This is a genomic window from Rhizobium ecuadorense (genome assembly GCF_001187535.1).
Classification (GTDB): domain Bacteria; phylum Pseudomonadota; class Alphaproteobacteria; order Rhizobiales; family Rhizobiaceae; genus Rhizobium; species Rhizobium ecuadorense.
Genome location: NZ_LFIO01001733.1, coordinates 127,126 through 144,414, shown reverse-complemented (window position 1 = coordinate 144,414; position 17,289 = coordinate 127,126). Strand labels below are relative to the sequence as shown.

Below are 17,289 nucleotides of genomic sequence, written 5' to 3'. Positions count from 1 at the left end.
CGATCTGAAGCCTCCTTGAATGTCTCGTTCATCTGGCGTTCAGATTCGAACGTCGTTTTTCTTTTCCCGCAGACGGCCCTGGGCGCGCACGATCGCCGCATGTTCGGCAAGCTCCGGCCGCACCCAGCTCACCTCGTAGCGATCGGCGAAATAGCCATAGGCCATCTCGGCGGCAAGCGAGGAAATAACGGCAAGTGCAACGAGCACGATCAGCATGGAAGTGGTCTTTCGGGGAGCGCCAAATGCCGGAATGGCATCGGCTGTCTTGATGATTTGAGTTAAGCAGATCCCGTCTGAAACCGCCTTGAACGGGCCGTTCATCCGCCGTTCAACCGTCCGGGACGATTGGCCAAATCACTTGCGGCAAGGCGGCATCCGTGACAAAAGGCGTCAAACCAACGGTCGGGCCAGATGACGACAGCTTTTTATCCCGGGTCCTTCGACCCGATCACCAATGGGCATGTGGATGTTCTAGTCCAGGCGCTGAACGTCGCCCAAAGGGTGATCGTCGCGATCGGCATCCATCCCGGCAAGGCGCCGCTCTTTTCCTTCGAGGAGAGAGCCGAGCTGATCCGCCTTTCGCTGGCCGAAGCGCTGCCCGGCAAGACCGGCGACATCGACGTCGTCGCCTTCGACAATCTGGTCGTCGATGCCGCCCGCGCCCATGGCGCCACGCTTCTGATCCGCGGTCTTCGCGACGGCACAGATCTTGATTACGAAATGCAGATGGCCGGCATGAACAGAACGATGGCGCCAGATATCCAGACCATCTTTTTGCCGGCAGGCACGGCCTCGCGGCCCATTACCGCCACATTGGTCCGCCAGATCGCCGCCATGGGCGGCGATGTCAGCGCCTTCGTGCCGGCCGCCGTCTTGCAAGCCCTCACATCCAAGCGCCCAGACTGACAAGTACGAAGTCTGGCAAGCGCAAAGACCAGGCGAAACCCGCCGCAATGGAGCCCATATGAAACTCTTTTATCTCGCATTTGCCGGCGTGTTGTATCTCGCCTCCTTCGCGGGGGACGCCTTCGCCCAGTCGGCCGATCACTATCTCACCATAGAGCTGAAGAACGGCCCCGTCGTCATCCAGTTGATGCCTGAGGTGGCGCCGAAGCATGTCGCCCAGATCGAGGCGCTGGCCAAGAAGGGCGAATACGACAACGTCGCCTTCCACCGCGTCATCGACGGCTTCATGGCCCAGACCGGCGACGTCAAATACGGCAATATGGAAAAGGGTTTCGATGCGAGCCTCGCCGGCACCGGCTCTTCCGACATGCCGGATATCCCGGCCGAGTTTTCCAAGACCCCGTTCGTGCGCGGCACCGTCGGCATGGCCCGTTCGCAGGATCCGAATTCCGCCAATTCGCAGTTCTTCATCATGTTCGATGACGGCTCCTTCCTTAACGGCCAGTACACCGTCGTCGGCAAGGTCGTTTCCGGCATGGAAAATGTCGACAAGATCAAGCGTGGCGAAGGTCAGAACGGCGAAGTCAAAAGTCCCGACCGGATGATCAAGGTCACCCTGGGCAAGAAGTAAGTTACGAGAGCAACAAGAGGAGAAGGCAATGGCCGAGATCAAGGATCCCGAAAACACCATCATTCTGGAAACCACCAAGGGCAAGGTTGTCATTCAGCTTCTGCCGCAGGTCGCCCCGGAGCATGTCGCTCGCATCAAGGAACTGGCCCGCGAGAAGGCCTATGACGGCGTCGTTTTCCACCGCGTCATTCAGGATTTCATGGCCCAGACGGGCGATGTCGAATTCGGCAAGAAGGGCTCGGAAACTTTCAATCCCGGCCGCGCCGGCATGGGCGGCTCCTCCAAGCCGGATCTGAAGGCTGAATTCTCCGCGACCACCCATACGCGCGGCACCTGCTCGATGGCCCGTTCGCAGAACCCGAACTCGGCCAATTCGCAGTTCTTCATCTGCTTCACCGACGCGCCCTGGCTGAACAAGCAGTATTCCGTCTGGGGCCAGGTCATCGAAGGCATGGACAACGTCGACAAGATCAAGCGCGGCGAGCCGGTTTCCGATCCGGACTCGATCGTCTCGATGCGGGTTGCCGCCGACGTCTGATTGTGATTTCTGCTGAAACCCGCTCTTGCGCGTCAACCGCGTGGGGGCGGGTTTCGCTTTGCCCGAAAGTGCCGTTATGCGCGTAGACCTTTTCGATTTCGATCTGCCGGATGAACGCATCGCGTTGCGGCCCGCCGAGCCGCGCGACAGCGCCCGTCTGCTCGTCGTCAATCCCCACGCGAAAAGCGGGCCCCACGCGAAAAGCGGGCCTCATGCTGAAGGCGTGCCGCATGCGGAAAGCGTGCTCTCCGATCATCGCGTCGGCGATCTGCCTTCCTTCCTGCGGGCCGGCGATGCGCTCGTCTTCAACGATACCAAGGTCATTCCCGCCCAGCTCGAAGGCATCCGCCACCGCGACGGGGCCGGCGGCCAGCAGGTGTCGGCAACGCTGCATATGCGCATCGGCCCCAGCCGCTGGAAGGCCTTCGCCAAACCCGGCAAGCGCATCAAGGAGGGCGACCGCATCGCCTTCGGTCATTCGGGCGAAAGCTGCTTCCTTGGCTCGCTCGATGCCACCGTCGAGGAAAAGGGCGATGCCGGGGAAGTGACGCTCGCCTTCGATCTCGCAGGCCCGGCGCTCGACGAGGCAATCGCCGCCGTCGGCCATATTCCGCTGCCGCCCTATATCGCCGCCAAGCGGCCCGAGGACGAGCGCGACCGCGCCGATTACCAGACGATCTACGCACGCGAGGAGGGCGCCGTCGCCGCCCCCACCGCCGGCCTGCACTTCACGCCTGATCTGTTTGCGGCGCTGGATAAGGCCGGCATCGAACGCCATTTCGTCACGCTGCATGTCGGTGCCGGCACCTTCCTGCCCGTGAAGGCCGACGATACCGACGATCACAAGATGCACCTCGAAAGCGGCTATGTCAGTGGTGAAATCGCCGCCCGGCTGAATGCCGTCAAGGCAAGGGGCGGGCGTATCGTCTGCGTCGGCACGACTTCGCTGCGGCTGATCGAAAGTGCGGCCGGGGAAAGCGGGGAGATCAAGCCCTGGGCCGGCGCCACTGGTATCTTCATCACGCCCGGCTACCGCTTCAAGGCAGTCGACATGCTGATGACCAATTTCCACCTGCCGCGCTCGACGCTGTTCATGCTGGTCTCGGCTTTTGCCGGCTTCGAGACTATGCATGCGGCCTATGAACACGCCATTTCGACAGGCTACCGCTTCTACTCCTACGGAGACGCGAGCCTTCTTTTCCGGAAAGACAAATGACAGAGAACTTCCAATTCACGTTGAAGAAGACTGATGCGGGCGCGCGCCTCGGCGAAATTTCCATGCCGCGCGGCACCATCCGCACGCCGGCCTTCATGCCGGTGGGCACCGTCGGCACCGTCAAGGCGATGTATCTCGACCAGGTGCGCGAGACCGGCGCCGACATCATCCTTGGCAATACCTATCATCTGATGCTGCGCCCGAGTGCCGAGCGCGTCGCCCGCCTCGGCGGCCTGCACAAGCTGATCCGCTGGGAGCACCCGATCCTGACGGATTCCGGCGGTTTTCAGGTCATGTCGCTCTCCGGCCTGCGCAAGCTCGACGAGCAGGGCGTCACCTTCAAGTCGCATGTCGACGGCAGCCTGCACCATATGTCGCCGGAGCGCTCCATCGAGATCCAGGGGCTGCTCGGCTCCGACATCCAGATGCAGCTCGACGAATGCGTGGCGCTGCCGGCCGAGCCGAAGGAGATCGAGCGCGCCATGGAAATGTCGCTGCGCTGGGCCGAGCGCTGCCGGGTCGCCTTCGGCGAGCAGCCGGGAAAAGCGATGTTCGGCATCGTCCAGGGCGGCGATATCCCGGCGCTGCGTATCCGCTCGGCTGAGGCGCTGAGCCAGCTTGGCCTCAAGGGTTATGCGGTCGGCGGCCTTGCCGTCGGCGAACCGCAGGACGTCATGCTGCGGATGCTGGAAACGACGCTGCCGGTGCTGCCGCTGGAAAAGCCGCGCTACCTCATGGGCGTCGGCACGCCTGACGATATGCTGAAATCGGTCGCCCGCGGCATCGACATGTTCGACTGCGTCATGCCGACCCGCTCCGGCCGCCACGGCCTGGCCTTTACCCGCCGCGGCAAGGTCAACATCCGCAATGCCCGCCATGCCGAGGATATGCGCCCGCTCGACGAACAGTCGAACTGCCCGGCCTCGCGCGATTATTCCCGCGCCTATCTGCACCATCTCGTCCGCGCCAACGAGGCGCTCGGCGGCATGCTGCTTTCCTGGCACAATCTCGCCTATTACCAGGAACTGATGCAGGGCATCCGCAAGGCGATCGCCGAAGGCCGCTTCGCCGATTTCATGGCGGAAACGATGGAGGAATGGGCGAGAGGCGACCTCGCACCCGTTTGATCAAATACCCTTGCTGTCCGCATCCGGCATGATCTGCACGCCGTTGATCCGGTAGCTGCCGTCCGGCTGGCGGGTGATCTGGTAGATCGCCGTCCAGTCCTTGCCGTCGCGGCCGGAGATCAGCACCTCGTGATAGATCAGCGCGCCGTTGTCGATCGAGCGGCTGCGGCCGAAGGCGTAGTTGCCGGGGTGATAGACCGGCTCGTAGCTCTTCTTCACCATGGCGAAGAACAGGTTCTTGTCGGGATACATCGCCCTGATGCCGGGAGCGGCGAATGAATAGGCCGTTTCCGCATCCTCATTGAGGAAGGCTTTGATCTGGTCCTCGATCATCGTCCGTGTGGCGTCGATCGGATCTTCGGCCCGGGCCGAGACAGGGGAGAGGAGGGACGCGGCACACAGAATGACAACTGCGAAGAAGGCGCGCATGGGGATCTCCGGCTCTATCGGGGGAAAAGATCCCGATAGAGCGGAAGTGTAGGCCATTTCCAGCGCAAGAAAAGCGGCCTTTACGACCAGCGGCGGAAGAGGGCGCTGGCATTCACGCCGCCGAAGCCGAAACCGTTGGTGATGGCATAGTCCATCGCCAGCGGCCGCGCCGCCTTGCCGACGATATCGATGCCGACGGCATCAGGATCGGCCTCGTCAAGGTTGCGGGTCGGCGGCGCGATCTGGTCGCGCAACGCCAGGATGGTGAAGATCGCCTCCAGCCCGCCGGCCGCCCCCAGCAGATGGCCGGTCGCCGATTTCGTCGCGCTGACGGCAATGCCGCCATCCCGGCCGAAGACCGTGGCGATCGCCGCGATCTCGCCTTTGTCACCGACCGGTGTCGAGGTCGCATGTGCGTTCAGGTGCTTGACCTCGGACGCCGGGATCTTGGCCTGCCGGAGCGCTGCCTCGATCGCCCGGCGCGCGCCGTCGCCGTCTTCGGGGCCTGAGGTCATGTGGTAGGCGTCCGCTGCCGTGCCGTAGCCGACGAGTTCGGCAAGCGGCGTCGCCCCGCGGGCAAGCGCATGTTCGAGTGTTTCGATGACCAGAATGCCGGCGCCTTCGCCCATGACGAAACCGTCGCGCGCCGTGTCGAAAGGCCGCGAGGCCAGCTCCGGCGTCTCGTTGAAGCCGGTGGAAAGAGCACGCGCAGCGGCAAAGCCGCCGAGGCTCACCTTGTCGATGCAGGCTTCGGCGCCGCCGCAGATCGCCACATCCGCTTCGCCGGAACGGATCAGCCGCGCCGCATCGCCGATCGCCTGGACGCTGGCAGCACAGGCCGTCACCGGCGCGCCGAGCGGCCCCTTGAAGCCGTAGCGGATGCTGACCTGACCTGCGGCGAGATTGACGAGGAAGGAGGGCACTGTGAAGGGCGACAGTCGCCGCACGCCGCGCGCCTCACCGATCCGGACCGCCTCGGCGATCGCTGGGAAGCCGCCGACGCCCGAGGCGATGATCGTTGCCGTGCGTTCGCGTTTGCCTTCGTCTGTGGGCATCCAGCCGGCCTGCTTCACCGCTTCCTCCGTCGCCGCCATGGCGAACTGGATGAAGCGGTCCATCTTCTTCTGGTCCTTGGGCGGGATGTAACGGTCGGGGTCGAAGCCGGCCTCGACATCCGAGGCAATGCCGGGAACGATGCCGCCGACCTTGGCCGAGAGTTCGCCGACAACATCCTCCGAGAGCACCCTCAGACCTGAAGCGCCACCGAGGAGGCGTTTCCAGGCTGGCTCGACGCCGGTGCCGAGTGGCGAGACAAGTCCCATGCCGGTGACAACAATGCGGTCCATGATATTTTCCTCTCTATGCGTCGATGCCGAGATACCAGGCGCGCATGCGGGCGATCCGCGCGCGCACCTCGTCATCGGCTGCGGGGCCTGGAAGCAGGCTGGTGTTTTCGGGTGTCACTTGTTCACCGGTCCGTGCGTCGACCAGCACCGTTTGGCGCTCTCTGCCCGAAGCGGCGTCGCCGAGCAGAAAGGCGAGATCTTCCGCCGGCATATGCCGGCTTCCCCAGGAAAACAGCGTCATCAGCACCGGAAAGAAATCGCGGCCCTTGTCCGTCAGCCGATATTCGTAGCGGGCAGGGCGCTGCTGGTAGAGCCGCCGTTCGAACAGCCCCTGATCCGTCAGCTGTTTCAGCCGCCGTGTCAGGATGTTCGGCGCCACGCCGAGGCTCTTCTGAAATTCGTCGAAGCGCGACAGCCCCTGAAAGGCGTCGCGCAGGATCAGGATGCTCCACCAGTCGCCGACGCTGTCGAGCGCGCGCGCCGCCGGGCATTTGAATTGGCTGAAGCTTGTTCGCTGCATGATGATAGTCACTACAGCGGTGACTATCATCATGCAAGTTACTTGTCGGAGGTGACGGCCTTCAGCGAGGGTCGCTTTGTGCGCCCGCGAACTTCAAACTCGACGAGCAGCGACTTGAGTTCGACCTCACGAACGCGCCGTGCCGCTTCATCAGGGCTGACCCACTCGAGAATACGCTGGCCTTGCTCCTTGAAGTCGCCGCTGATCTCTATGACCTCAACCTGAAACAAATCGACGATGCAGGGGGCGACGTCGCCATTGTCGAGTTCTTTCAGATAGGTGTAGCGGCCGACCGGTTTTTTCCTCACCGTCCCCCGCACGCCTGCTTCCTCCCAGGCTTCGATCGCTGCCGCTTCAAACGGCTTCTTCCCTTTCATCGGCCATCCTTTCGGAATGACCCAGCGCGCACTCTCGCGCGATGTGATCACCAGGATTTCGATCCCCGGTCCGTCATTGGCGTGGCGGAAGCAAATCGCGCCGTATTGTTGGCGGAATGCCCCCGAAAACAGCTTGGCAGGAACGGCGGCGAGCTGTCGCAGCAATGGCTGAGACTTGTCTGGTCGAGGCTTGCTGCGTTTTTTCGGAGTCTTCATGGCAATTGAGGATTGTTGAATTTGCTGATTCTTCACCCGCATGAGCGTGTTCATGGCAGATTATGACAATCAGTTGTAGGCGCAACCATCCGCCGTTGTCAGCCGCGCGCTCGCCGCCACGTAGCCTGCTCTACAATCCGATCCTATTGCCGTCGCGCAGATTGTGAATCGCCAACAATTCAGCATACGCGGAAACATTGCTCGCAAGGACGGGATGCCCCTTGAACAAATCTTCCCCCTCGGTCGGAAAGGGCAGGTACGCACCGCCGGCTTCTTTGACCAGGCAATAGCCCGCCATGCAGTCCCAAGCCCGCATGTGAGGTTCATAGTAGCCGACAAGACGCCCTGCAGCCACATAGGCAAGCATGAGCGCTCCGGAGCCGTTTCGAATGAACGTGCCGCCGCTGGCAAGCAAGGCTGTTATGATGGAGCCGACAACGTCCGGAGCGACGTACGTATTGCAGCCGATACCCGTCATGGCGTTCTGTATCGTGCGGGAGGGATCGAGCAAAAGCATCTCACCGTTCAAACTCGCTCCGAGGCCGACGGCTGCGGCATAAAGCTCATTCGCACAGGGCGCTTGGATCACGCCGATGACCGGGACGCCTTTGTGGAGGAGAGCGATCGAAACGCACCAGGTGGGCATGCCATTGACGAAGGGCGCGGTGCCGTCGATTGGATCGACAACCCAGGTGTAGCCGGAGCTTCCCGCTTGATGGCCGAACTCCTCGCCGAGGAAACCGTCCTCGGGAATTGCTGCCGCAACCCGCTCGCGCAGAAAGGTCTCGACGTTCCGGTCCGCGATCGAAACGACATCCTGAAGATCGCGCTTTGTCTCGATCACAAGCGTCTCGCGCTTATTGAAATAGTCGAGCGCCAAAGCACCGGCCTCCGCAGCAAGGGATTTGGCCAGGGTGAAGCGTCGCTCCAGGTCGGTCTCATGCATCGTCATATTGCTATCCTTTATTCGCATTCCAAATGTTTCAGGCCCAAATGTTCAGGCCCAATGTTCAGGCATTGATCAGCGCGATGCCACGGTTCTCGAACCCGAGTGTGACATCGCTCGCAGGCGGCAGGTTTCTTTCGACGGCATGATCGATGATGAAGAGCGTTCCGACATCGGTCTCGACTTCATATTCGACATGTCCGCCGAGATAGGCACTGTGGAGGACGCGTCCCGCCAGGCCCTGCCGGCCGGCTGCCGCTATGGTAATCGATCCGGGCCTCACAGCGAGTTTTGCCATGCCGAGCTTTGCGTTACGGCCCGGCAAACGATGGTCCACACCGGCCACGCGGATAAGCGCCTCCGTACCTTCGACGCCGATCACCTCGCAAGGGATGACATTGGCCTCGCCCATGAAATCGGCGATGAAGGACGATGCCGGCGCTTCATAGAGCTCGCGCGGCGTCCCGGACTGGGCGATCTCGCCATCCTTCATGACGATGATGCGGTCGGACACCGCCAGAGCCTCATCCTGGTCATGGGTGACATAAACGGCGGTGAAGCCGAGCCGTTGCTGAAGTTCGCGGATCTCCGTGCGCACCCGGCGGCGCAGGCGTGCATCGAGGTTGGAGAGCGGTTCGTCGAGCAGCAGCACCTGCGGCTCGAGCACCAGCGCGCGGGCAACCGCGACGCGTTGCTGCTGGCCGCCGGAAAGCTCGGCCGGCAGGCGATGGCCCATGCCCGCAAGGCCGACGAGCTTCAATCCTTCCTCGGCCTTTTCCCGCGCTTCCTTCTTGCCGAGGCCCGACGACTGCAGTCCGTAGGCGACATTATCGAGCGAAGTCATATGCGGAAACAGGGCATAGGACTGAAACACCATCGAGACATCGCGCTCGTTGGCAGGCAGCATGGTAACGTCAGCACCGCCGATCAGGATGCGTCCGGATGTCGGATGCTCGAGCCCGGCCAGCATGCGCAGCGTGGTGGTCTTGCCGCAGCCGGATGGGCCGAGCAAGGTTACCAGTGTGCCTGGATCGATGGTGAGGGAAAGGTCGGGAATGGCCGTAAATGCACCGAAAGACTTGCGGACATTCTGGAAGGTGACGGAACCGGGTTTGACGGTGATCATGCGGTTTTCTCCTGACCGAGAGGAACAGAGGGAGCTGAGCTGGCGCCGGCGACGCGATTTTCGCGGCGTAGGCGGCGCTCGCCGACGACGAGCTGGAAGCCGGCGATGACGATGCTCATCACCACGATCAGCATGGATGAATAGGCGATTGCCACGCCGTACTCGCCATTCTCGACGAGACCGACGATGTAGGACGTGGCCATGTTGTATTCCGCGCTGACGAGGAAAATGACGGCGCTGATCGAGGTTATGGCGCGAACGAAGGAGTAGACCAGCGCAGCGGTGATGGCGGGCCGCAGCAATGGCAGGATCACCTTGCGGATCGTGCGGAAACTGTCCGCACGCAAAGTCAGCGACGCCTCGTCCAGGCTCTTGTCGAGCTGGCTCATCGCCGCGATCCCACCGCGAACGCCGACCGGCATATTGCGGAAGACGAAACAGAGGATGAGGATCAGCGCCGAGCCGGTCATCTCTACCGGAGGCAGGTTGAAGGCCATGATATAGCTGACGCCGATGACCGTGCCGGGAATGGCGAAGCTCATCATCAGGGCGAATTCGAAGACGTTCCGCCCGACGAATTTCTGCCGTACGATGATGTAGGCGGTGAGCAGGCCCACCGCAGCGGTCAGGGGCGCGGAGACGAGCGCGATTTCCATCGTCGTCCAGAAGGAGTTCCACGCCACGCCGGTCCAGGCGATCCCGCCATTGTCGAAGCCGATCGAGAAGGCGCGAACGTAATGGTCGAGCGTCAGCGAGTTGTCGAGGCCCCAGGTTTTCACGAAGCCGCCGATCAGGATCATTCCATAAACGACGACGGTGAAAATCATCCACGGAACGACCACCGCATGCACGGCAATGGAAAGGCCGCGCGGCAACGCGATATGAGCGCCGCTGTCGCCCTTGCCGGTGACCGTGGCAAAGCTCTTGCCCGATAGCCAGAGGCGCTGAGCGAGGAATGCCGAGAGCGTGAAGCAGAGGAGCACGATGGCAAGAACAGCCGCGCGCGACGGATCGTTCTGCGATCCGACGACCGCAAAGAAGATTTCAGTCGAAAGCACGCCATGCGTGCCGCCGAGCACCAGCGGATTGCCGAAATCGGCCATGCTCTCGATGAAGCCGATCAGGAAGGCGTTGGCGAGCCCCGGCTTCATCAGCGGCAGGGAGACGCGCCAGAACGTGCGCCAGCGACCGGCCCGCAGGGTCTGTGATGCCTCCTCCATCGAGGGACTGACACCTTCGACGACGCCGATGAGGACGAGGAAGGCGATCGGCGTAAAGGAGAGCACCTGGGCGATCCAGATGCCGGTGAGCCCATAGAGCCAGCGGCCCGGCTCGATACCCAAAAGGCTGGACAAGGTCTCGGTGATGACCCCGGCGCGGCCGAACAGAAGCGTCAGCGCCAGGCCGATGACGAAGGGCGGTGTGATGATCGGCAGCACCGTCAGCAGGCGCAGTCCCTTTTTGAACGGAAAGCGCGTGCGCGTCGCCACCAGCGCAAAGCCGAGGCCGAGCAGGGTCGAGGCGGAGGCAGTCATCAGGGCGAGAAGAAGTGTGCGCCAGGCAACGCCGCAACGTTCTTCGCCCGCTATGCAGCCCAGGCTCCAAATGCCGGGATCCTGAATGTTGCGTATCAGACCGTCCGGATTGAAGGAGCCGTCGAAGTCCTGCACCGAAGCGATGAACATGCTGCCGATCGGGTAGAAAACGAAGACGGTGACCAGAAACGCAAGAATGCAAATCGAGGCGACGATGAAGGCATCTCCCTTCATCACCCCGCGTTCGGCCAGTCCGAACGCAAAGAGGAGAACGAAAACGAGCGCCATGAGTACCGCGCCGGCACCCATCGAAGGCTGTCCCTCGGACAACATGCCGAACAGTTTTTCACTGATTGCCCAGGTCCAACCGGAAAAGCCGATCGCCAATCCCTGCAGAGACATGAAGACGAGACCGACGGCGCCGATAAAGGCGAGCAGGGTTCCTCGCCGCATCGGATCGCGCACCAGACGCGCCGAACAGCCGAGCAGAAAGAGCAGGACCACGCCGGCAAGCCAAGTTCTTCCATACTGCAGGATTTGCAGCAGTCCTGGCGCCGTATCGGCGGAGAACGGAAAGGCAGACAGCCACTTGAATCCGAAGAAGCCGCCCTCGATGCGATACCACGGGAGCAGGATGAGGGCCGCCGCCCCCAGGCCAAGGACGATGTCCAATCGGCGATTGCCACGTCTCATTGGCATACCTCGCTTATTTCACGTTGATGAAAGGGGAGAATGGATCGGCACCCCGGATCCGTCCGGGATGCCGTGCCATTCATCGATCTTCAGTTGGCAATGGCGCCAACTTCCCGGTCCCAGCGCTCCAGCAAGGCCTTGCGCTTTGCCGGATCGCCATAGGTCTTGAAGTCGTAGTCGATCAGCTTGATGTCCTCGAACTTCGGAGCTTCCTTCGGCACCTCCGCCGATTTGTTCGACGGCAGCTGGAAGGACTTGGCATCCTTCATGCGCGACTGAACTTCGGGCCGCAGCGCCCAGTCGTACCAGATCTTGGCGTTGTCGAGATTGCGGGCGCCTTTGATGATCGACATGGAGCCGATTTCATAGCCGGTGCCCTCGCATGGCGCGACCGACTTGACCGGAAAACCTTCGGCAGTCTGGGCGACGGCGTCGTGCATGAAGACGATACCGAGGGCCGTTTCGCCCCGCGCCGCCGCCTTGACCGGAGCCGATCCGGACTTGGTGTATTGCGAGATGTTGGCGTTCAGCTTTTTCAGATAGTCGATGGCCTGGTCTTCGCCCATGATCTGCACCAGCGAAGCGAGTGCCGTATAGGCCGTGCCCGACGAGTTCGGATTGGCGATCTGGATTTCGCCCTTCAATTCCGGCGCCAGGAGATCGGCCCAGCAGCGGGGCTCCTTGTAACCCTTGGTCTTGAAGATCTCGGTGTTGTAACCCCAGCCGAGCGCACCGGCGTAGACGCCGACCGTCTTGAAGCCGGTGCTCTCCGCCTGCTTTTTGGCCCAATCCTGCAACTGGTCGAGCATTGGCGACTTGTATTCCAGCGTCAGGTTTTCCGATGCTGCCTGGACATGCGGATCACCGGTGCCGGCCCACCAGATGTCGGTCTTCGGGTTGCGAGCCTCGGCGCGTATCTTGGCATAGGTCTCGCCCGACGACAGGCGCACCATATTGACCTTGATGTCGTGAGCCTTTTGGAAGTCGCCCTGCATCTGCTCGCAGATGACAACATCGGCCGAGCAGATGAGGTTGAGCTCGCCGGCGGCCTGGACCGAACCGGCAGCCAGCGCCGTTCCGGCAAAGAGAAGGGTGGAAAGAACTGTCAGTCGCATGGGTATCCTCCTGTTGCTTGCGTCTGAGAGGGGGTGGGGCAGCGACACAAGCGCTGCCCGTCGCGGCGCGTCGATCGCACCGTGTTGTCAAGTGTCGGATGGAAGTCGGATCCCGGCCTATTGGGTCGGGGAGATCTCGGTGTCGAAACGGGTCAACAGCCGACTTCGCTCGTCGGGTAAACCGAATGTTGCAAAGTCATAATCCACCATCTTGATCATGGTGATGTCGGGCGCGGCCGGCGGCAGCGCCGCTTTGGCGTTCGACGGAACCTGGTTCTGGCCGGCTGCGGCGCCCGTCGCCTGACCTTCGGGACTGAGGGCGAAATCGACGAATGCCTGGGCGGCCCTGGCATTGCGGCTACCCTTGACGATGCTGACCGCACCGATTTCGTAACCCGTTCCTTCGCAGGGCGCGACGATGACCAGCGGCGCGCCCGCTTCCTTCAGCGTCACCGCGTCATGCATGAACGAGATGCCGATCAGGATTTCACCCCGGGCGGCAGCCTTTACCGGCGCCGCGCCGGACCGGGTATACTCGACAATGTTGCGGTTAAGGGCGGCCATATACCGGAACGCTTCCTCTTCGCCGAGAAGCTGCACGAGCGTCGCCAGCATTGTGAAAGCCGTTCCGGAGGAATTCGGATTGCCGGACTGGATATGGCCGCGATAGGCCTCTTTCGTCAGGTCCTGCCAGCAGGTCGGGGCCGGAAGCTTCAGCGCTGCGAGCAGATCGGAATTGTAGGCGAAACCCAAAGCCCCCGCATATATGGCGGCCGAACGTGAGCCGGACATGGCAAAGAAGTTCTGCGCCCAAGGCAGCATATCGTGTTCATGGTCGGGCTGGTATCGATCGAGCAGATCCTCTGCGGCAGCCTGTAGATGGGCATCACCCGTTCCACCCCACCAGACATCCACCGTTGGATGTGATTTCTCGGCACGGATCTGATCGAGTATGTCACCCGTGCTCTTGCGAACCATCGAGATATCGATATCCGCGCGGGCTTCGAACGCTTTTTCCATGGCCATGCACCAGGCTTCGTCGACGCCGCACAGGACGTTCAATCGCGCCTCGGTCAGGCCCTGGCTTGCGCCGCACAGCCAGAAAGCCATGCCCGCAGCAAAAGCGGTCAATATTCTCACGCAAGCCTCCCTTGGAACCTCCCGTTCCAATCTCCACAGCCAGCATGTCAGATCTTCACGTCACCGCAATCGAAGAATGGTTACCGATTTTTCAACGCCGAGCCGAACGATATTACATTCATTACAAATGTGACAAACCTCATCATCAGCAAGTCTTTGAACATTGGCGTCGGCGTGCCTATGATGACGGCGGGAGGATCAAGCGGTGCTGAATCAGAAGGTTCGAATTCTGATCGTCGAGGACGATCCGGATATGGCGGAACTTATTTCCGATCTCGTCGAGGCCGAGGGATGGATTCCGACCTGCGCGGGATCCGCCGAGGAGGCAACCGATATCCTGGCGCGAGAGCAGATGCATCTGGTGCTTGTCGACCATAACCTGCCGCGTACATCAGGCCGAGCTTTCGCCCAGAAACTGAGGTCGGAGGCCAATATCGGCATTGTCATGGTGACGGCAGCCGGCAGTGCCGCCGATCGCGTCCTCGGCCTGGAAACCGCTGCGGATGATTATGTCGTCAAGCCGTTCGAACCGATCGAACTGACGGCCCGCATCAAAGCTGTCTTACGGCGAACCGTGCCGTCGCTGAAACAGGAAAAGGAGAGCGAGCGGGAGCACGAACGTCCCTCTCTGCAGCTTGGCGATTGGGCTATCGACCTGATGGGCCGGCAAGCCGTCTGCCTCGCGGACCGCAGCAAAACGCTGACGACGGCCGAATTCGCCCTGCTTGAAATCCTTGCGCAGACCCCCAACCAGCCGGTGAGCCGGGCGCAGATCCTCGATCGGCTTGGCTCGGAAAGCGATCGCTACATCGACCGCAACGTCGACGTCCTGGTCTTGCGGCTCCGGCGGAAAATCGAACGTAATCCCGACCTCCCGCGCCATATCAAGACACGACGCGGAAAGGGCTATGTCCTGCACACCGGCGATGGCGAGCCGTCCGCGTGATCAGCCGCTCTTTTCTGTCATCGATTGCCTTTCGCCTGCCGTTCGCGATTGCCTTCATCTGCTTCCTGGTCTTCAGTCTTTCAGCGATCGCGATCTACGGGCTGCAGCGCGCCCGTGACGAAATGGCAGCCTACGGCCTGCAGGCCTTCACGAGCCTCGCCAAGGCCTCGCTCGTTTCCCGACAAGTATCCGACCTGGTGTCGAGCGCCCCCTTCCTGATGAACTCGACCTCGCCTTACCGGGTGGCGAGCGAGAGCCGCGATGTCGTGCTGCAGGTCGACAGCCTGCTCAAGACGGCCGAGCCTCACGGAGCAGACCAGGCTGTCCGCGGCTTTGCGAGCACGAGGATGGTTGAGCTTCTCGATCTTATCAGGATACAGACGCTTGTGCTTGCCAGGGATGCCGACGCTGCCCAGAACCACAAGGCCGAAGCTGCCGCGGCGCTGGGGGAGGTGGCGACCGGGAGAGGCATCGTCGATCAGGATCTGCGCCGTCAAGTGAATGGAATCGTGCAAGCGGCTTCCACGTCCGACAGTCTTTTCCAGCTCGGCGAACTTCGCAGGCGATACGTGGCATATACAACGGCCGCGCAGGGGAGAACCGTGGCCGCCGAGCTTCAGCCGTATGAGCGTGTGTTCGAAGCTCAGACACGATACCTCTTGAACATGTTCGCGATCCGGGCGGCGGTCGCAAAGCTGCATGCCGTCTCCCGCGACCTCTCTCATGCAACGGAGACGCAAAGTGATGCTGTTGCACGCCAGCTGAACGACGATCTGCTTTCGACCTCCGATGCTTTGAGCCGGCTGCTGGTCACCGTAGGCTTGGCTTTCCTGCTCGTGCTCGTCATGGCAATTTTCTCCATCCGGTCGGTCATGCGCGTGTCACGGGGCATCGTGGCGCTGTCGAACGGCATGAATGCGCTCGCCAAGGGCGAAAACGAAGTGGGTCCGCCAGCCTACCGTGGAAATGAAACCGAGCTTGTGCGTCTGCTGGAGGCCTTTCGCGCCTTCAAGGACAGCGTGGATCGTGTCTCTCGATTGAGACGCACGGCAGAAGCCGCCGCTCGCACCATCCGTTCAACCTTTCGCAACATGAACGAGGGGATTGCGCTTTTCGACAAGACGGGGCGACCGATCACCATGAACAGGCGGATCATCGAACTGTTCGGCCATTCGGGTTCCGCGCGCAAATTGCCGCTGCGCCGGTTTGTCGAGCCCGTGCCGGAGATTGATCCCGCCTTGCTGCCCTCCGATCCGGAGCGCGGCACCCTGTTGGAACGTGCAGTCGTCCGCCATCGGACCGGTGACCAGCGGGTCATCGAGATCTCCATGTCACGACAGCCGGAGGGCGGCATCGTTCTTCTGGCACGCGACGTAACGCTGATGGATCGGCAGGAGGCGGAAGCGGCAAAAGTTCAGCGACTGGACGGCATCATGCGTATGACGCATCAGGTGAGCCACGAGGTGGGCAACATGATCGGCATCATCACCGGCAGCCTCGGCCTCCTCGAGCGTGAAACCGGCTTCAATGATCGGCAGAAACGCAACATTGCGCGGATTCGCAAGGCTGCCGAGCGAGGGCGGTCGCTGGCCGGCAGCATGCTGTCGATCGGCAGCCCGCAGCCGTTCTATCCAAGCCCGGTTGATGTCGCCAGTCTCCTTCGCGGGATGGCCGATATCCTGGAGATCGCTGTCGGTGCAAAATGCCATATCAAGCTGGAACTGGATGCCCACCTGCCGGTCGTATCGCTCGACGCGGCCCTCTTGGAACAGTCCGTTCTGAACCTCTGTCTCAACGCTTCGGCGGCGATGCCGACGGGAGGCGTCATCGTTATCGGCGCGACGGCAACCAGAGAAATATTGCTGATTTCGGTGACCGACAGCGGCATAGGCATGAGCCCGGAGGTGGTAGACAAAGCTTTCGAGCCCTATTTCACCACACGAGGCGTCCACGGTGGAGCAGGGCTTGGTCTGGCCATGGTTTACGGCTTTGTCCGTCAGAGCGGTGGGGAGGCATCCATCTATTCCTCTCCCGGGCACGGAACGACCGTTAAGCTCAGCTTCCCCACAGATTTGCGCTAGTTCGCATCGCCGCCGAAAAACCGGGCGAGCAGGATGCCGGTGACGAGCATGCCGGCAGCGACGAAGATCGTATCACCCGGCGTGCCGATATAGAGCGGCCCGATATTGGCAAACAGCAGAAAGGCAATCAGGAAATTCGCCCAGCCCCAGACGACATTCGCTGTCGGCGAACCGGGATTTGCGAATGGAGTGCGAAAACGCCGGCCGCTGACGCCGTTGACGAAATGCGGGATGCCGTTGGTCAGAAATGCGGCGGCGATGAAATGGGTGATATAGGCGATCCAGGGCAAGGGGTTCTCCGGTGCTGCGAGTGGCGTTAGCGGAGGAATGTGGCCGGCAATGTCATGCCGGCAAGAGGAGCCTGGAAAAGCACGTGGTGCGGCAGTCCGCCGCCTGAGTGC

The 17,289-nt window shown here is 61.8% G+C and carries 18 protein-coding genes; 7 read left to right on the top strand and 11 right to left on the bottom strand.

Annotation, left to right across the window (positions count from 1 at the left end; all coding sequences use genetic code 11):
• Nucleotides 1–39: 39 nt before the first annotated feature.
• Nucleotides 40–321: a hypothetical protein gene (locus AF337_RS46365; RefSeq protein ID WP_049735491.1), complete on the bottom strand. Its 282-nt coding sequence runs from the start codon at nucleotides 319–321 to the stop codon at nucleotides 40–42.
• Between the two features lie 90 nt (nucleotides 322–411).
• Between AF337_RS46365 and coaD the strand changes: the two genes are divergently transcribed.
• The 5 genes from coaD to tgt all read left to right on the top strand — a co-directional run bounded on the left by coaD (nucleotide 412) and on the right by tgt (nucleotide 4,418).
• A complete protein-coding gene (gene coaD, locus AF337_RS33905; protein ID WP_049735490.1) occupies nucleotides 412–906 on the top strand; it encodes a pantetheine-phosphate adenylyltransferase in 495 nt (164 codons plus the stop codon).
• Nucleotides 907–964: 58 nt separating this feature from the next.
• On the top strand, nucleotides 965–1,537 hold the full coding sequence (locus AF337_RS33900; protein WP_049735489.1) for a peptidylprolyl isomerase: 573 nt from the start codon (nucleotides 965–967) through the stop codon (nucleotides 1,535–1,537).
• A gap of 28 nt (nucleotides 1,538–1,565) precedes the next feature.
• Nucleotides 1,566–2,075, top strand: a complete 510-nt coding sequence (locus AF337_RS33895; RefSeq protein ID WP_003573154.1) for a peptidylprolyl isomerase — start codon at nucleotides 1,566–1,568, stop codon at nucleotides 2,073–2,075.
• A 76-nt stretch (nucleotides 2,076–2,151) separates the two neighbouring features.
• The gene (gene queA, locus AF337_RS33890) at nucleotides 2,152–3,291 is read left to right on the top strand and encodes a tRNA preQ1(34) S-adenosylmethionine ribosyltransferase-isomerase QueA (protein WP_049735488.1); all 1,140 of its coding nucleotides are present in this window, start codon (nucleotides 2,152–2,154) and stop codon (nucleotides 3,289–3,291) included.
• Nucleotides 3,288–4,418, top strand: a complete 1,131-nt coding sequence (gene tgt, locus AF337_RS33885; protein WP_049735487.1) for a tRNA guanosine(34) transglycosylase Tgt — start codon at nucleotides 3,288–3,290, stop codon at nucleotides 4,416–4,418. Before queA ends, tgt begins: the two co-directional genes overlap by 4 nt.
• Here tgt and AF337_RS33880 read toward each other — a convergent pair whose 3' ends face one another.
• The 9 genes from AF337_RS33880 to AF337_RS33840 form a co-directional block, all read right to left on the bottom strand.
• Nucleotides 4,419–4,847: a DUF4864 domain-containing protein gene (locus tag AF337_RS33880; protein WP_049735486.1), complete on the bottom strand. Its 429-nt coding sequence runs from the start codon at nucleotides 4,845–4,847 to the stop codon at nucleotides 4,419–4,421.
• Nucleotides 4,848–4,927: 80 nt separating this feature from the next.
• The gene (gene fabF / locus AF337_RS33875) at nucleotides 4,928–6,193 is read right to left on the bottom strand and encodes a beta-ketoacyl-ACP synthase II (RefSeq protein ID WP_049735485.1); all 1,266 of its coding nucleotides are present in this window, start codon (nucleotides 6,191–6,193) and stop codon (nucleotides 4,928–4,930) included.
• A 13-nt stretch (nucleotides 6,194–6,206) separates the two neighbouring features.
• Entirely contained in the window at nucleotides 6,207–6,713 is a 507-nt protein-coding gene (locus tag AF337_RS33870) for a winged helix-turn-helix transcriptional regulator (RefSeq protein WP_049735484.1), read from the bottom strand.
• 38 nt (nucleotides 6,714–6,751) lie between these two features.
• Nucleotides 6,752–7,306, bottom strand: coding sequence for an NUDIX hydrolase (locus AF337_RS33865; RefSeq protein WP_049735483.1), 555 nt, complete (start codon nucleotides 7,304–7,306; stop codon nucleotides 6,752–6,754).
• 130 nt (nucleotides 7,307–7,436) lie between these two features.
• Nucleotides 7,437–8,258: an inositol monophosphatase family protein gene (locus tag AF337_RS33860; RefSeq protein WP_049735482.1), complete on the bottom strand. Its 822-nt coding sequence runs from the start codon at nucleotides 8,256–8,258 to the stop codon at nucleotides 7,437–7,439.
• Between the two features lie 58 nt (nucleotides 8,259–8,316).
• Nucleotides 8,317–9,378, bottom strand: a complete 1,062-nt coding sequence (locus AF337_RS33855) for an ABC transporter ATP-binding protein (protein WP_049735481.1) — start codon at nucleotides 9,376–9,378, stop codon at nucleotides 8,317–8,319.
• Nucleotides 9,375–11,606 (bottom strand): ABC transporter permease, encoded by a 2,232-nt coding sequence (locus tag AF337_RS33850; protein WP_049735480.1) that lies wholly within the window; start codon nucleotides 11,604–11,606, stop codon nucleotides 9,375–9,377. Before AF337_RS33850 ends, AF337_RS33855 begins: the two co-directional genes overlap by 4 nt.
• A gap of 89 nt (nucleotides 11,607–11,695) precedes the next feature.
• Nucleotides 11,696–12,721, bottom strand: a complete 1,026-nt coding sequence (locus AF337_RS33845) for an ABC transporter substrate-binding protein (RefSeq protein ID WP_049735479.1) — start codon at nucleotides 12,719–12,721, stop codon at nucleotides 11,696–11,698.
• Between the two features lie 117 nt (nucleotides 12,722–12,838).
• A complete protein-coding gene (locus AF337_RS33840; protein ID WP_049735478.1) occupies nucleotides 12,839–13,831 on the bottom strand; it encodes an ABC transporter substrate-binding protein in 993 nt (330 codons plus the stop codon).
• A 235-nt stretch (nucleotides 13,832–14,066) separates the two neighbouring features.
• On the opposite strand from AF337_RS33840, the gene AF337_RS33835 reads away from it, so the two are divergent.
• Together AF337_RS33835 and AF337_RS33830 are read left to right on the top strand one after the other, a co-directional pair.
• Nucleotides 14,067–14,807, top strand: a complete 741-nt coding sequence (locus tag AF337_RS33835) for a response regulator transcription factor (RefSeq protein ID WP_049735477.1) — start codon at nucleotides 14,067–14,069, stop codon at nucleotides 14,805–14,807.
• Nucleotides 14,804–16,888 carry an ATP-binding protein gene (locus tag AF337_RS33830; protein ID WP_049735476.1) on the top strand — a complete coding sequence of 695 codons (2,085 nt, stop codon included), beginning with the start codon at nucleotides 14,804–14,806 and terminating at the stop codon, nucleotides 16,886–16,888. The genes AF337_RS33835 and AF337_RS33830 overlap by 4 nt, the downstream gene beginning before the upstream one ends.
• Here AF337_RS33830 and AF337_RS33825 read toward each other — a convergent pair.
• Nucleotides 16,885–17,178 carry a hypothetical protein gene (locus tag AF337_RS33825; RefSeq protein WP_049735475.1) on the bottom strand — a complete coding sequence of 98 codons (294 nt, stop codon included), beginning with the start codon at nucleotides 17,176–17,178 and terminating at the stop codon, nucleotides 16,885–16,887. The genes AF337_RS33830 and AF337_RS33825 overlap by 4 nt on opposite strands.
• Nucleotides 17,179–17,289 lie beyond the last annotated feature (111 nt).

Excerpts from the sequence above, each read along its gene's own strand:
- AF337_RS46365 (WP_049735491.1), bottom strand. The coding sequence starts at position 321 with ATGAACGGCCCGTTCAAGGCGGTTTCAGACGGGATCTGCTTAACTCAA.
- coaD (WP_049735490.1), top strand. The coding sequence starts at position 412 with ATGACGACAGCTTTTTATCCCGGGTCCTTCGACCCGATCACCAATGGG.
- AF337_RS33900 (WP_049735489.1), top strand. The coding sequence starts at position 965 with ATGAAACTCTTTTATCTCGCATTTGCCGGCGTGTTGTATCTCGCCTCC.
- AF337_RS33895 (WP_003573154.1), top strand. The coding sequence starts at position 1,566 with ATGGCCGAGATCAAGGATCCCGAAAACACCATCATTCTGGAAACCACC.
- queA (WP_049735488.1), top strand. The coding sequence starts at position 2,152 with ATGCGCGTAGACCTTTTCGATTTCGATCTGCCGGATGAACGCATCGCG.
- tgt (WP_049735487.1), top strand. The coding sequence starts at position 3,288 with ATGACAGAGAACTTCCAATTCACGTTGAAGAAGACTGATGCGGGCGCG.
- AF337_RS33880 (WP_049735486.1), bottom strand. The coding sequence starts at position 4,847 with ATGCGCGCCTTCTTCGCAGTTGTCATTCTGTGTGCCGCGTCCCTCCTC.
- fabF (WP_049735485.1), bottom strand. The coding sequence starts at position 6,193 with ATGGACCGCATTGTTGTCACCGGCATGGGACTTGTCTCGCCACTCGGC.
- AF337_RS33870 (WP_049735484.1), bottom strand. The coding sequence starts at position 6,713 with ATGCAGCGAACAAGCTTCAGCCAATTCAAATGCCCGGCGGCGCGCGCG.
- AF337_RS33865 (WP_049735483.1), bottom strand. The coding sequence starts at position 7,306 with ATGAAGACTCCGAAAAAACGCAGCAAGCCTCGACCAGACAAGTCTCAG.
- AF337_RS33860 (WP_049735482.1), bottom strand. The coding sequence starts at position 8,258 with ATGACGATGCATGAGACCGACCTGGAGCGACGCTTCACCCTGGCCAAA.
- AF337_RS33855 (WP_049735481.1), bottom strand. The coding sequence starts at position 9,378 with ATGATCACCGTCAAACCCGGTTCCGTCACCTTCCAGAATGTCCGCAAG.
- AF337_RS33850 (WP_049735480.1), bottom strand. The coding sequence starts at position 11,606 with ATGAGACGTGGCAATCGCCGATTGGACATCGTCCTTGGCCTGGGGGCG.
- AF337_RS33845 (WP_049735479.1), bottom strand. The coding sequence starts at position 12,721 with ATGCGACTGACAGTTCTTTCCACCCTTCTCTTTGCCGGAACGGCGCTG.
- AF337_RS33840 (WP_049735478.1), bottom strand. The coding sequence starts at position 13,831 with ATGGCTTTCTGGCTGTGCGGCGCAAGCCAGGGCCTGACCGAGGCGCGA.